Here is a 12,919-nt window from a genome sequence, read left to right as displayed (position 1 = left end):
CCTTCATATTGATGCCACGTTGCGCGAGCAACAATCGCGGGCAGACATTCGACAACCTTGTGGCGCATCCCGCGACCGCAAGCCTTTTCCGAGGAAACGCCATGCTCAAGACGCTCGCCCGCGCCGCGGCCGCAATCGCCGTCGCATCCGCCTCGCTGCACGCCGTCGCGCAGACCAGCTACGACTACCTGCTGCTCGCTGCTTCGTGGGAACCCGGCTTCTGCGCGTCGCACGACACGCCGGAGTGTACGAACCTCGCCGGCACGTACGCGGCGACGAGCCTGTCGCTGCATGGTCTCTGGCCGAACCGGTACGACGGCAACCAGCCGTTCTACTGCGGCGTGCCGCAGAGCGACGTCGATCTCGACAACGCGCACCAGTGGTGCAGCATGGATGCGTATCCGGTCAGCACCGCGACCCGCAGCACGCTGTCGACCTACATGCCGGGCGTGGCGTCGTGCCTCGACAAGCACGAATGGTTCAAGCACGGCACCTGCTCGAACTCGGCGTCGCCGGATGCGTACTGGAACCAGGCGGCCGGCATGATCAGCCGGCTGGGCAACACGTCGTTCAACGCGTTCCTGCAGGCCAACGCGGGCAAGACGGTGACGCGCAACCAGCTGCTGTCCGCGTTCGAAGGCGCGTTCGGCAGCAATACGCGCAGCGCGGTGTCGCTGAAGTGCACGAAGACCAATGGCGTCAGCTATTTCACGGAAGCGTGGATCGCGGTCAAGACGAACGCGACCGCGCAGTTTCCGAGCGCGGCCTCGCTCGTGACGGACGGGAATACGCAGGGGACGTGCCCGACGTCGGGCGTGTATATCGCGAAGTAACGCGCGAAGTCGCGCACGGCGTGATGCGCGAGGCGCCGTCCGGAAGCGTTCCGGCCGGCGTGGCGCGGATATCGTGCGCCTAAGCGAGCAGCCGCAGCGCGTCCGCGAGCGACAGCACCGTCGTGCGCGTCTCGAACGCCGTCGCGAACAGATGCTCGTGCACGACTTCATCCGGGTCGTAGCAGCAGTCCTTCACCGTATACAGCCGGAAATCCGCGTCGCTGGCGTGTGCGACCGACGACAGCACGACGCCGGTCGACGCAATCCCGACCAGGATCAGCGTATCGATACCCCGCGCGATGAGCCGCGCCTGCAGGTCGGTGCGGAAGAACACGCTCGCGCGATGCGCGATAGTCAGCGGCTCGCTGTCTAGCCGGCCGAGCTCCGGGCACGGGCCGTCGTCGACGAACAGGCCGAGTTGCTTGATCCCTTGCCCGTTCTTGTTGCGGGGGCTGACTTCCGGATAGCCGGGGCTGAAGCGGAGATTCGCGAAGCAGACGTGGACACCGCTCACCCGGGCTGCATCGCACAGCTTGCGCGTATTGGCGAGCAGGGTGGGGGCGACTGACGGAAAGAGGCCGAGGATGTCGGTCTGGTAGTGCATCACGATGAGCGCGGTTTTTGCCGGAACGATCGAGGGTATCGGCGCGTGCGTGCTGCCTTTCGCGCCTGCATGGCGAGTCGTCGCGAGATCTGAAGCGTGTTCCGGTTGCATGACTGATGCTCTCCCATGAGTCACTTCGGTGTTTTCAGAAAATCGACCGCACCGTATACGTCGTCAACCATTCCGGCGCGAGCGTGTTGGAACTCCGGCAATATAAACCGACATTTCATCCTGGTGCAGATCGAGCGGGCGAGTGCGGTGCCGCCCTGGACGACCGGGTTCGTTCAGCTCTGGACATCGGGTCGGCGATACTGAAATGCCGGCAATCTGGCAAACTTCGCGAAACACCGACATTTGGAGAACGGTGGTGTCCATCAATGTACGCGGCACCGAAGGCTACGCGGAGCATGCACATTCGCTCATCGAGCAATGGCAGGACATCTCGTTCGAGGAACATCATCAGCCCATCCTGCATCTCGTTCCCGCGCGCCCGTCTTGCATTCTCGATGTTGGAGCCGGTATCGGAACCGATGCGGCTGCATTCGCGGCGATGGGGCATTCGGTCGTAGCCGTCGAACCGGTGGATGCGTTGCGCGTTGCGGGAATCAGGCGGCATTCGTCTCCTCGGATCGAATGGCTGGACGATAGCCTGCCAGATCTCGCGATTTTGCGTACGAGGCGAAAGGAATTTGACTTCGTGATGCTGTCGGCGGTCTGGATGCACCTTGATGAAGACGAGCGTCGTCGGGCGATGCCGAACGTCAGCGCTCTCCTGTGCGACGGCGCGGTGCTGGTCGTGTCCTTGCGTTACGGACCGGTTCCGGAAGGACGACGGATGTTCGACGTCTCAGCGGAAGAAACCATGCAGCTCGCAAATGCTCATGGCTTGCGCAATGTGCTGAATGTCCAGACCGAATCCGTACAGCGTGGAAATCGGCGTGCGGGTGTGATGTGGAGCCGATTGGCATTCGTCAAAAGCGGCACGCGGGGTTAGCTTCGGTCGAAGCTCGAGCCAGGGTGGCTTCGGTAAGCGCGTATGGAGCGATCAGCGCCTGTTCTCGAAGAGAGCGGTGGCAGTAAGGGGTTGGTCTCTGCCGGATATGTGCGACTGCTGCAGAGACGCACGTGCTGTAAAGATCCAACCTCGACACTGAGGATTACCCGACGACGTTCTGTCAAAATAGCCGCCCAATCCTTCTGATCGAGCGCGGAATGGAACTCAGACAACTACGCTATTTTCTCAGTGTCGTCGAACACGGAAGCATGGGCAAGGCAGCTCTGGAACTCGGCGTGGTGACCTCGGCACTGAGTCAGCAGATCAGCCGCCTCGAAGGCGAACTGTCCACGCGTTTGCTGCAACGCACCTCGGCGGGCGTCGTTCCGACCGATGCAGGTTTGGCGTTCTGGCGTCAGGCGCAACTCGCGCTGCGTCATATCGACGATGCCGCGCTTGCCGCACGCTCGGCCCGTCTGTCGGGCCATGTCAGCGTCGGCATGGCGCCGAGCACGGCGAGCGTGCTGGGTGTCGCATTCATGCAGGCCATGCGCTCGCGCTATCCCGATGTACGGTTGCACATGGTCGAAAGTCTCTCCGGCTATCTTGCGTCCATGTTGAGCGCGCGTCAGATCGATCTCGCCGTGCTGTTCCGTGAGGAGTCCGCGCAACGCTGGAGCGTGCTGCCGCTGCTGGACGAGCGGCTGTTCCTGATCGGCGCGGGCGATCTCGATGGCATGCCGACGAGCGCGTCCGTCCGGCTGAAAAATCTCGGCAGGCTTCCGCTGATTCTCCCCAGCGGCACGCACGGGCTGCGTTCGCTGCTGTTATCGGCGTTCAGGCGCGCCGAGTACGAGCCGAACATCGTCGCCGAAGTCGACGGCCTTGCGCTCCTGATGGACTTCGTCCGCACCGGCATCGGCGCGACGATACAACCGGGCGCGGCGCTCGCAAGGCCCGAGAACGTGATATTGACGAGCGTGCCCGTCGCTGAAAAATACGCCACGCGGCCCAACATGCTCGCCAGCATCTCCGATGACGAACTGTCTCCCGCCGGTCTCGCTGCGCGCGTGGTGCTCGCCGATGTCGCCCGTCGACTGGTGCAGGAAGGCCGCTGGCCCGGTGCGCGGCTGCGGGAACCTCAGCCTTCACAAAAAGTGAAGACCCGTTGACGGCTGGCTGGTAGCGACGCGGGCACGAGACCTTTACGATTTGTCCAAAAGGAGGCAAGTCTGATGGTCGATGTGCTCGTAATCGGAGGAGGCAATGCCGCGCTGTGTGCCGCATTGATGGCGCGCGAAGCGGGCGCCTCGGTCCTGCTTCTCGAATCCGCGCCGCGCGAATGGCGCGGCGGCAACTCGCAACACACGCGCAATCTGCGCTGCATGCACGATGCGCCGCAAGACGTCCTCGTCGACGCCTATCCGGAAGAGGAATTCTGGCAGGACCTGTTGAAAGTCACCGGTGGCATCACGAACGAGCATCTCGCGCGGCTGACGATCCGCGCGTCGTCGTCGTGCCGGCCGTGGATGCAGAAGCATGGGGTGCGCTTCCAGCCGCCGCTGTCCGGTGCGCTGCACGTGGCACGCACCAACGCGTTCTTCATGGGCGGCGGCAAGGCGCTCGTCAACGCGTATTACCGCAGCGCCGAAGCGCTCGGCGTCGATATCCGCTATGAAACGCCCGTCGATTCGCTTGAACTCGACGGCAGTCTCTTCATCGCGGCGCGCAGCGGCAGCCAGCGCTTCGAGGCGCGCGCTTGCGTGCTGGCGGCAGGCGGTTTTGAATCGAATCGCGAATGGCTGCGCGAAGCGTGGGGGCAAAACGAGCGCGGCGAATGGCCCGTCGACAACTTCCTGATTCGCGGCACGCGCTTCAACAAGGGCGTGCTCATCAAGCATATGGCCGACGCTGGCGCGGACATGATTGGCGACCCGTCCCAGTCGCATTGCGTCGCCATCGATGCGCGCGCGCCGCTGTATGACGGCGGCATCTGCACACGCATCGACTGCGTGTCGCTGGGCGTCGTGGTGAATCGTGACGCCGAGCGCTTCTACGACGAAGGCGAGGATTTCTGGCCGAAGCGCTATGCAATCTGGGGACGCCTCGTTGCGCATCAGCCGGGGCAGATCGGCTATTCGATCATCGACTCGAAAGCAATCGGCCGCTTCATGCCGCCGGTGTTTCCGGGCGCACAGGCCGACACGCTGCCGGAACTCGCGCGCAAGCTCGGGCTGCCGGAGGCGCGCTTCATGGAAACGCTCACGCGCTACAACGATGCGTGCCGCGACGGCACCTTTGACCACACCGCGCTCGACGACTGCCACACCGAAGGCCTCGTGCCGCCCAAGACGCACTGGGCGCGCCGCATCGAGACACCGCCGTTCTACGGTTATGCGTTACGGCCAGGCATCACGTTCACGTATCTCGGACTCAAGACCAATGACCGCGCGCAGGTTCACTTCGGCGGCAAAGCCAGTGAAAACCTGTTCGTCGCCGGCGAAATGATGGCCGGCAACGTGCTCGGCAAGGGCTATACGGCGGGCGTCGGCATGTCGATCGGCACGGCCTTCGGGCGCATTGCCGGGACGCAGGCCGCACGCGCCGCGCTCAAGACAACGGAGGCAACCAGTGCAGCAGTCTGACCCGCTCGCGCCCGAACGCACGCGCACGGCGTGCTCGGTCGATACGAAAAAAACTCCACACGGCAGCACGGCGCGCGTGATCCCCATCGTGCAGATGAGCGCCGCCGAAACCGAAGTGGCACGGCAGATGCAGATCTGCAACGCCTGCCGCTATTGTGAAGGCTTCTGTGCCGTGTTCCCGGCCATGACGCGCCGCCTGGAATTCGGCAAGGCGGACGTCAACTATCTGGCGAATCTCTGCCACAACTGCGGCGCGTGCTATCACGCGTGCCAATACGCGCCGCCGCACGAATTCGGCGTGAACGTGCCGAAAGCGATGGCCGAAGTCCGGCTCGAAACCTATACCGAATACGCGTTTCCCGCGTCGTTCGGCGCGCTGTACAAGCGAAACGGCCTGACATTGTCGGTTGCACTGGCGGCCGGAATCGCGCTGTTTCTGCTGCTCGGTACGGCATTGCGCGGCGGCTTGTCGGGCGATGTCGCGCCGGCGAACTTCTACGCGATCTTCCCGCACGACCTGCTCGCGGCGATGTTCGGCATCGTTTTCCTGTTCGCCGTTCTCGCGCTCGGTCTGGGTGTCACGCGCTTCTGGCGCGACGTGTCGGCAGGAACGGCGAGCGCGAGCGCGCCAGCCGTCGCGGAAGCGGCCAGGAACGCGCTGACGCTCAAGTACCTGGACGGCGGCCACGGCGACGGCTGCAACGAAGAGGACGATGCCTTCACGCTGGCGCGGCGTCGTTTCCATCACCTGACGTTCTACGGCTTCATGCTGTGCTTTGCGGCAACCGCGGTCGCGACGCTCTATCACTATGCATTCGGTCTGGAAGCGCCGTATCCGTTTCTGAGCGTGCCGGTGCTGATGGGAACGGCGGGCGGCATCGGGCTGATTGCGGGGCCGGCGGGACTGCTGTGGCTGAACCTGAAACGCGTTCCGGAGCGGGGCGATCCCCGTCAGCGTCCGATGGACCGCGGCTTCATCGCGCTCCTGCTTCTGACGAGCGCATCCGGTCTCGCGCTGCTCGCGCTCCGCACGACCTCGGCGATGCCGTCGCTGCTCGCGATTCATCTCGGCATCGTGATGGCGCTGTTCGCCACGCTGCCTTACGGCAAGTTCGCGCACGGCATCTTCCGCTCGGCGGCATTGCTCAAATCGTCGATAGAGAAGCGGCAACGCAACACGCTGAGCCTCGGTTCGGATTAGCAAGTCACTAGGGTGCGCCTTGGGCGCCCATCACCATAGACAAGAAGCAGGAGACGCAATGAACCGCACAGAATCGATCGCCGCCACGTCCGGCGTTTCGCCCATGACGAGGGCCGCCGCCGTGTTGCGCGTGACCAGCGGCAATTTCATCGAACAGTTCGATTTCTTTCTGTTCGGCTTCTACGCGACATCGATCGCGAAGATCTTTTTCCCGTCCACCAGCGAGTTCGCGTCGCTGATGCTCACCTTCGCCGTGTTCGGCGCGGGCTTCCTGATGCGTCCGCTCGGCGCGATCTTTCTCGGCGCGTATATCGACAAGGTCGGGCGGCGCACCGGGCTGATCGTTACGCTGTCGATCATGGCGAGCGGCACCGTTCTGATTGCCTGCGTGCCGGGGTACGCGACCATCGGCCTGGTCGCGCCAGCGCTCGTGCTGCTCGGGCGTCTGTTGCAGGGCTTCTCGGCGGGCGCGGAACTGGGCGGCGTGTCGGTCTATCTCGCGGAAATGGCGACGCCCGGCAACAAGGGTTTTTACACGAGTTGGCAGTCGGCGAGCCAGCAGGTCGCCATCGTCGTGGCGGCGGCCATCGGTTACGGATTGAACCAGTGGCTGTCCGCGCAGCAGATCGCTGCATGGGGGTGGCGCGTGCCGTTCTTCATCGGTTGCGCGATCGTGCCGTTCCTGTTCGTGCTGCGCCGCTCGCTGCAGGAGACCGCGGCGTTCGAAGCGCGGCGGCATCATCCGCAGGCGCGCGAGATTTTTGCGATGCTGCTCGGCAATTGGCGCACCGTCATCGGCGGCATGCTGCTGACGGCGATGACTACCACCACCTTCTATCTCATCACCGTGTATACGCCGACCTTCGGGAAGTCGGTGCTGAAGCTGTCCACCTCCGACAGCCTGATGGTGACGCTGCTCGTGGCTGCGTCGAATTTCGTCTGGTTGCCGATCGGCGGCGCGATCTCCGACCGCATTGGCCGCAAACCACTGTTGCTCGCCATTTCCGCGCTGACGATCTTCACGGCTTATCCGGCGCTGTCCTGGCTCGCCGATGCACCGAGCTTCGCGCGCATGCTGATCGTGCTGCTGTGGTTCTCGTTCTTCTTCGGCATGTATAACGGCGCGATGGTCGCCGCGCTCACCGAAGTGATGCCGGTCGAAGTGCGCGTCGCGGGCTTCTCGCTGGCGTTCAGTCTCGCGACGGCGCTGTTCGGCGGCTTTACGCCGGCCGTGTCGACGTATCTGATTCAGGTCTTGCATGACAAGGCCGCACCCGGCTACTGGCTGAGCTTCGCCGCGCTCTGCGGCTTTTGCGCGACGCTGGAGCTGTACCGTCGCCGCGCAGGCGGCAACGCGTCGGCGGCATCGTCGGCCTGAGAGCGATTACAGCGGCGTTTCCGTCACCCCGGCTTCGTGCCGGGCTTGCGCTTTTTCAGCGGCGACAAGAGGGGCGATGCGGTCCGGCTTGCGCAGCAGCGCAGGCCACTCCGCTTTGCCGCAGGAGCGGCGGGTCTGTGGTTGACAGGCTCGTGTGTCCGGCGCGCAGATCATGGGCCGAAGGCTATTCGACTGACCGACGAGTGGGCTTTTCGGCAAGGGGAGCGGATTCAACCGGCAACGGACCGCCGGGGAGGTATCCAACGGCGTTCGATTCGGCCATTACGAGTCATGCACGACCGGCACCCGCATTGGCGCTTGAGTACCGGAGTGACGCCTGCGGCGATACGCTCGAAACTTGTTCCGCGATTTGCCGCGCCCGGTTGCTTTCTTCACTGTGCTCGCAATGCGGCAAAATGAGTGTCCTGTTGCCGGGCGGCCCCGGTGAGTGGCGCACTGGAAGACGTGCCCCCGCTCACGGTGCCTTTGCTCCGGTCGACCGGTGGCGCGAGGCGGTGTGTTGTGCCGTCCGGATTCGAGGCACCTGCCCAGGTGCGGCCCGTGCGATGATGTGCCCTGACCGACATGAGAGATGGAATGACGACTACCTTCGACGAAGCGACAACGGCGGCAATCGCCGCGTTTGCGCAATTGGATTTCTACACGGCTGTGCAAGCGATGCGCGCCGAGGCCGATTACGACCGCGAACTGGACCAATGGATCTCGCGCTATATCGACGAGCACGGCGGCGGCGCGGACGATGCCGCATACGACGCCCTGCACGCGCAGGCGCAGGCAACCCCGGAATACGCGCAGTTCGTCGATGCGGTTCGCCGGGAAATCCTGGAATACTTCGGCGTGACCGACGATCAACTGGACTGGATGGTCGTGCTGCGCAATGACGACAGCGATGAGCTTTGGGCGGAAGTCAACCGGCAGCGCAGCGCGCTGGGAACCGGTGAAGTGCGCGGAGATCTCTGACCATTGCTTGCCGTTGGGAGCGCAGGTCGGGCTTGGTGCCCGGCTGGAGGTGATGCAATGCGTTCTTCGTGTTCCCGTCACGGTTCGAACGCTTCGATGATGGCTTGTCCATGCACCGCGATTCGTCCATCGAGCACCGACCAGGTCCCGATCCACTCCCTGTAGCTCGCGGAATGAAACGTCACTGCGTCCCCCGCAACTGCTTCTGCAAAGCTGGCAATTTCATCCCGGTGCCGGGCGAGGTTGTCCGGGGCGATGACATGGCCGGCTCGCGCCGCCGGTTCGGCGAAAAGATAAAACAATGCGGGTGCGCGGTTGCGCCGGGCGCCTTCGGTCACCAAACCGAACGCGTGCTTGATCAGTTGCGCGGCATCGAGATGAACGTACCTCACGTCTCCTGAGCGCAATCGGTCGCGCATCCTTTCGTAACCCTTCATATTGGCGCCCCACACCGGACGGTCATAGGCGGCTGACAGGCTGACCGATTTCACGTCCCGGAAAGGCTCGAAACGCTTGCTCTCGATTCCGATGAGGCACCTGGGCGTCTGCACGATGGCGTCGAGCCAGGGATGCCGCCCGCCAGCCCATGGAAATCGCGCGCAGAATTCGATGTCTACCAGTTCCGGAACGCCTGCGTCCTCGAGGCCTTTCAGTGGCGGCAGTTGGCAAGGGCGTTCGATGAACCAGCCAAAGCAATTGACCGCGAGTGCCGCCGAGCTTTCAGGGCTCGAAAACTTGCCGGATTCAATCTCTTTGCCTCCGGCTTTCGCGAGGCGATCAAGCACGTGATCGACGGGAATCCCGGATAGAAATGGTTGGCCGCTCACACGTCCCCCCCGCATCGGATCAATGAACATGCCGACCGGCGGAGCCAGCAAGGCGCTCGCGAGTCGGTCCAGCCGGATGTACCGTTCGACGCCCCACACTCGGTCACTGAGCGGGACGATGAAAGATGTCAACTCGGTTTGCCATGCCGAAACCCGCGGCCCACGTCGTCGACATGTCGGAAGATGCTACATAGGGAGCGAATCGATCGCAATGACCATTGCATCCTGGACGTGGTCGCCGTAGCCGTGGAGGCGCGAATGACGACAGCGGGGCGCGGACATTCGATCGGGAGATCGAGGGTAACTGTGAAGCTTCCAGTACGGATAGGGCTTTGCGGCATGGAGCCGATTGCACCACATCGAGCGCGCGCCGACGATATCGCCCGGCTGTAACCCTGCCTATCGATCGCACTTTCGATCTGTTCCCGGAGATCCGCAGGCCCGGTAGCGCCATCCGTAGCCGATCGGTCTACGGAAATGCCGTTGCAACGGCAGTTTCTGCAAATTTTCGGGTTGCCCCAGCGCAACGACGGGAATATTCCCCTTAGTCACCCCATGATTCGGTTTAACAATAATTGACTGCCATGCATCGATCCGTGCTGGTTGGAGCGCTTAGAATTCGGGGGAAACTGCCGTCGAGCGTAAAAAGTGTACCGATAGGGTACGGGTGTGTAAGCGGAGGCGGGTCAGTTCATTGACGACGGCTCGTTGCTTCGATTGAGGTTCAGGCGACCACATCGCGCGGCAAAACTTCATGATGAACGCGGCAAGACATACAGAAAAACGGCGATCGCCTGTGCTGAATGTTTCTCCGGAGCTTTGGAGCCGTTCTATTGCAGCGAATATTGAGAGCGCGAGATTCCGTCGCGTCGGTAGCGGCATATGCCTGCCGCGACAGTACAGATGGATTGGTAACTACGGAATACTCACCATGTCGAGGTTGGTTCTGGCCCGGCTGATGATCGGAAAATCAGATGTCGTTTGATGACGAATTCACTCGCATCGCCGCACAAGCGCGCGAAGCAGAGGCCGCCGGGCAGTTCGACCGGGCAGCGGATCTTTTTCACGTCCTGTTTGAAAAATATCCCCATGACGACACAGTTTTGCAATCCTGCGTCGATGTGCTGGTCCGCGCGGGCCGGGCAGGGAAAGCGCTGGAGGTCTGCGACCGTGCGATCGCTGCGACGCCTGCATCGACCGTTCCGTGGCGCAGCAGGGCGGTGCTCTGCTTCAATCACCTGAACGATCGTGCCGCTGCCATCGAAAGTTTGAAAGCGGGCGTGGCGGCATTTCCATCGAACGCCGAGTTGCACCTGATGCTGGCGGACGCAAGTTTCCAGATGCTCGATTTCGACGCGTCCCGAGAACATGGCGCGAAGGCGGCCGAATTTGGCGATCCGCAGGTCGTATTGAGGGCGCGCCATCGATTTCTCGACGATCATGAAGGGGCTGTCCAGATCGCGCGCGCCATCCTGGAGCGGTACCCCACCGACGTCGGCACGCTCGTCCAGTGCGGTATCTCGCTCTTCCTGTTGGGACGGCTGGAGGAAGGCGCAAGCTATCTGTACCGGGCCGCCGAACACGATCCGCACCGAGGCGATGTCATTTTTCCGCTGGCGAATCTGCTCCTGTTGCTGGGCGACACGAAGGCAGGCTGGCGGCGCTATGAAATGCTCGCGAATCTTGAGCCGTTGCGTAGCGGCCCCGGTGTAATGACGACCTATCACGATCGTTTGTGGCGCGGGCAGCCTCTTGAAGGCAAGCGCCTTCTGGTGATCAGCCATCTCGGCCTCGGCGACTGCTTGATGTATGCACGTTACGCCAGAAACCTGAAGGCAGCGGGTGCCCATGTCACGCTTTGCGTCAAACCGGAGCTGATGCGGCTTCTGCATGACCTCGACGGCGTCGACGAACTCTTGGGGGCGTGGCCTGTCGAGACCTGGGGCAACTACGATTACTGGATCTTCGAAAATTTGCTGCCCGCGAGGCTTGGGGTGCTCGATGGCGAGGTGCCGACCTACCGTGACGGCTATATCAAGCTGAAAGATCCGGATGTTGCCAACGCGCTGGCCGACCGCCGTCGTGCATCGGACCGTCTGCGAATCGGTTTGTGCTGGGACACGTCGCCCAATTATTTTGCGGGGCGGGCGCGCAGTCTTGCACCGGAAGATCTCCGGCCGTTGGCCGAGATTGAAAATGTCGACTGGTTCGTGCTGCAGAAACATCCGCTCGAGCCGGATTTCGCGGCACGGAGCGGATTGTCGATCCTTAACCCATCCGGTGAATGGAACGATCTTTACGATACGGCTGTATTTGCGACGTCCCTGGATCTGACGATCTCGATCTGCTCGGCGCCCGTGCATCTGGCTGGCGCCCTGGGCCTGCCTGCGTGGGTCATGCTCGGGGCGCCGGAATGGCGTTGGGGAGCGAAAGGCGACGTGGGGCCTTGGTATCCGAATGTCCGTATTTTCCGTCAGGCGGCACCCGGAAACTGGCGGAGCGTCACCGAGGCCGTTCGTGACGCATTGAGATCGGAGCGGGAAGTTCTGCGCCGCATGGAATGACGGCCAGCAAGTCATCGTCGAGGCGGGACATCAACACGACTCCCGCGCAGCGATCACCCAATTGCGTCATTGCCAGCCAAAGCATCGGCCATCTTCGATACTGGTCTGCTCCAGTCGTCCAACGTAGCTTACCGATATAGCTGCATGGACCTGTAGCACGGCGTATCGCGATGGCTGTTGTACCAGCGTTCGTCGCGTGCCGCCAATCTTGACGCGCAAGGCGTCGAAGAATGCGACTGGATACATTGGCTCGAGCGGCCGCTGCCGCCGTTCCAGCACTTCGTCGATCACCGCGTCGGTCACCGCACTGATGCCGTAGATCTCGAGCAGGAAGCCCTGAATCTCCCGCATGCTCACGCCACGCGTGTCCCACGGGGCTAGGTTCGCGGCGTACACGCGATGATCTTGTGTCGAACCCGGTGAAGCGTCGCACGCCCTTGGCGATCAGCACCGGATCGAAGGTGCCTTCACGGTCGCGCGGAATCTCGACGTCGAGCAGGTCGTCGTCAGTCGCGACGCGCTTGCGGCTCGCGCTACCAGCGGCTTGGCTTCGCCCTTCTTGTAGCCCAGGCGGTGGGTCAACTCACTGCCCAGTGCGCGTTCGAAGGCCCCCTTCTTAAGCGCAGCAAGCTCCTCGTTGATCGTCGCTAGGTCCAGCGTCCCTGGCACCAGTTGCTTGATCAATTCCGAGTCAAGGTTCAAGCCCTTGCCCAGTTCTCTCGTCACTTCTTCCGTGCGTTTGCGTGGCATAAAAGTGGCTCTTTGGTCGCCAGTTTATGCTTCACACACAAAGCTTTGGCTAGGCTCGCTTTCCGGCTCGTGCCGGCCGTCGCACAGGAGGCGCACCTCTCGGCGGGCTGCATTGCTGCCATCGAACGGGTCGAATCAATCG

Annotated in this window: 10 protein-coding genes and 1 pseudogene; 8 read left to right on the top strand and 3 right to left on the bottom strand. The window is 62.8% G+C overall.

Annotated elements, in window-relative coordinates; all coding sequences use genetic code 11:
- The first annotated feature begins 101 nt into the window (after positions 1-101).
- A complete protein-coding gene (locus DID99_RS20720; protein WP_124523259.1) occupies positions 102-833 on the top strand; it encodes a ribonuclease T2 in 732 nt (243 codons plus the stop codon).
- A gap of 79 nt (positions 834-912) precedes the next feature.
- On the opposite strand, the gene DID99_RS20715 is transcribed toward DID99_RS20720, so the two are convergent.
- The gene (locus tag DID99_RS20715; protein ID WP_124667446.1) at positions 913-1,548 is read right to left on the bottom strand and encodes an isochorismatase family cysteine hydrolase; all 636 of its coding nucleotides are present in this window, start codon (positions 1,546-1,548) and stop codon (positions 913-915) included.
- A gap of 256 nt (positions 1,549-1,804) precedes the next feature.
- Between DID99_RS20715 and DID99_RS20710 the strand changes: the two genes are divergently transcribed.
- The 6 genes from DID99_RS20710 to DID99_RS20685 all read left to right on the top strand — a co-directional run bounded on the left by DID99_RS20710 (position 1,805) and on the right by DID99_RS20685 (position 8,636).
- On the top strand, positions 1,805-2,431 hold the full coding sequence (locus DID99_RS20710; protein WP_185733798.1) for a bifunctional 2-polyprenyl-6-hydroxyphenol methylase/3-demethylubiquinol 3-O-methyltransferase UbiG: 627 nt from the start codon (positions 1,805-1,807) through the stop codon (positions 2,429-2,431).
- 218 nt (positions 2,432-2,649) lie between these two features.
- A complete protein-coding gene (locus DID99_RS20705; RefSeq protein WP_124485294.1) occupies positions 2,650-3,603 on the top strand; it encodes a LysR family transcriptional regulator in 954 nt (317 codons plus the stop codon).
- A gap of 63 nt (positions 3,604-3,666) precedes the next feature.
- Entirely contained in the window at positions 3,667-5,076 is a 1,410-nt protein-coding gene (gene tcuA / locus DID99_RS20700; protein WP_124667444.1) for an FAD-dependent tricarballylate dehydrogenase TcuA, read from the top strand.
- A complete protein-coding gene (gene tcuB, locus DID99_RS20695) occupies positions 5,063-6,277 on the top strand; it encodes a tricarballylate utilization 4Fe-4S protein TcuB (RefSeq protein WP_124667443.1) in 1,215 nt (404 codons plus the stop codon). The genes tcuA and tcuB overlap by 14 nt, the downstream gene beginning before the upstream one ends.
- A gap of 58 nt (positions 6,278-6,335) precedes the next feature.
- The gene (locus DID99_RS20690; protein WP_124667442.1) at positions 6,336-7,655 is read left to right on the top strand and encodes an MFS transporter; all 1,320 of its coding nucleotides are present in this window, start codon (positions 6,336-6,338) and stop codon (positions 7,653-7,655) included.
- Positions 7,656-8,252: 597 nt separating this feature from the next.
- On the top strand, positions 8,253-8,636 hold the full coding sequence (locus DID99_RS20685; RefSeq protein ID WP_124523247.1) for an ATP-dependent protease: 384 nt from the start codon (positions 8,253-8,255) through the stop codon (positions 8,634-8,636).
- A 77-nt stretch (positions 8,637-8,713) separates the two neighbouring features.
- Here the strand turns inward: DID99_RS20685 and DID99_RS20680 are convergent, their stop codons facing one another.
- Positions 8,714-9,595, bottom strand: coding sequence for a PGN_0703 family putative restriction endonuclease (locus DID99_RS20680; RefSeq protein ID WP_124667441.1), 882 nt, complete (start codon positions 9,593-9,595; stop codon positions 8,714-8,716).
- Positions 9,596-10,437: 842 nt separating this feature from the next.
- Between DID99_RS20680 and DID99_RS20675 the strand changes: the two genes are divergently transcribed.
- Positions 10,438-12,027, top strand: coding sequence for a tetratricopeptide repeat protein (locus DID99_RS20675; protein ID WP_124667440.1), 1,590 nt, complete (start codon positions 10,438-10,440; stop codon positions 12,025-12,027).
- A gap of 204 nt (positions 12,028-12,231) precedes the next feature.
- Here the strand turns inward: DID99_RS20675 and DID99_RS20670 are convergent.
- A pseudogene (locus tag DID99_RS20670) lies at positions 12,232-12,777 on the bottom strand (transposase); the annotation flags it as partial.
- Positions 12,778-12,919 lie beyond the last annotated feature (142 nt).

The organism is Burkholderia sp. Bp8986 (assembly GCF_003854225.1).
Taxonomy (GTDB): domain Bacteria; phylum Pseudomonadota; class Gammaproteobacteria; order Burkholderiales; family Burkholderiaceae; genus Burkholderia.
This window is presented reverse-complemented; position numbering and strand designations above follow the sequence as displayed.

What these genes read in the sequence shown, in the direction of transcription:
- DID99_RS20720 (WP_124523259.1), top strand. Translation starts at nt 102, where the DNA reads ATGCTCAAGACGCTCGCCCGCGCCGCGGCCGCAATCGCCGTCGCATCC.
- DID99_RS20715 (WP_124667446.1), bottom strand. Translation starts at nt 1,548, where the DNA reads ATGCAACCGGAACACGCTTCAGATCTCGCGACGACTCGCCATGCAGGC.
- DID99_RS20705 (WP_124485294.1), top strand. Translation starts at nt 2,650, where the DNA reads ATGGAACTCAGACAACTACGCTATTTTCTCAGTGTCGTCGAACACGGA.
- tcuA (WP_124667444.1), top strand. Translation starts at nt 3,667, where the DNA reads ATGGTCGATGTGCTCGTAATCGGAGGAGGCAATGCCGCGCTGTGTGCC.
- DID99_RS20690 (WP_124667442.1), top strand. Translation starts at nt 6,336, where the DNA reads ATGAACCGCACAGAATCGATCGCCGCCACGTCCGGCGTTTCGCCCATG.
- DID99_RS20685 (WP_124523247.1), top strand. Translation starts at nt 8,253, where the DNA reads ATGACGACTACCTTCGACGAAGCGACAACGGCGGCAATCGCCGCGTTT.
- DID99_RS20675 (WP_124667440.1), top strand. Translation starts at nt 10,438, where the DNA reads ATGTCGTTTGATGACGAATTCACTCGCATCGCCGCACAAGCGCGCGAA.